The organism is Mycobacterium sp. 1274761.0 (assembly GCF_001668615.1).
Taxonomy (GTDB): Bacteria; Actinomycetota; Actinomycetes; order Mycobacteriales; family Mycobacteriaceae; genus Mycobacterium.
This window is the reverse complement of sequence record NZ_LZMC01000093.1, coordinates 1-528: the sequence shown is the minus strand read 5'-3', so window position 1 is coordinate 528 and position 528 is coordinate 1. Positions and strand designations below refer to the sequence as shown.

Genomic DNA, 528 nt, shown 5'->3' with positions numbered 1-528 from the left:
CGCCGGTGCGCACCATCGCCTCGACGGGGCGGTACTCGGAGTGCGCAAGCACGGGATGTTCGGTCGCGAAAGCCATGTTCACAGGGTAGAACCACACACCGACACCGCGTCATTCCCCGGTCGTTTCCCTGGGCCTATGCTTGCCCTATTCACGCACCCAAACACGAGCTGTTCGACCTGGTCGCCCGCACAAACACCGATCCGAAGGGGATCGTACGTGCGGTGGACGAGTACAAGGTCACCCCGTGGGGGTTGTACATGGCCCGGCCGACGCCCGGGCGCGCTCAGTTCCACTATCTGGAGTCGTGGCTGCTGCCGCCGCTGGGCTTGCGTGCCTCGATCTTCTACTTCAACCCTGACCATGAACGCGACCAGGACTTCTACCTCGACATCGGCCGCTACACACCCGGACCGCAGGTGTGGCAGTCCGAGGACCACTACCTCGACCTGGTGGTGCGCACCGGCGAGGCCGTCGAGGTCGACGACGTTGACGAACTTCTCGCCGCGGTGCGGCACGGGCTGCTGAGC

The 528-nt window shown here is 65.0% G+C and carries 1 protein-coding gene; it reads left to right on the top strand.

Translation table 11 applies throughout. From position 1 onward, the window contains the following. Window positions 1–258 precede the first annotated feature (258 nt). On the top strand, window positions 259–528 hold a 270-nt coding region (locus A5651_RS19715; protein ID WP_197496689.1), incomplete at its 3' end, for a DUF402 domain-containing protein.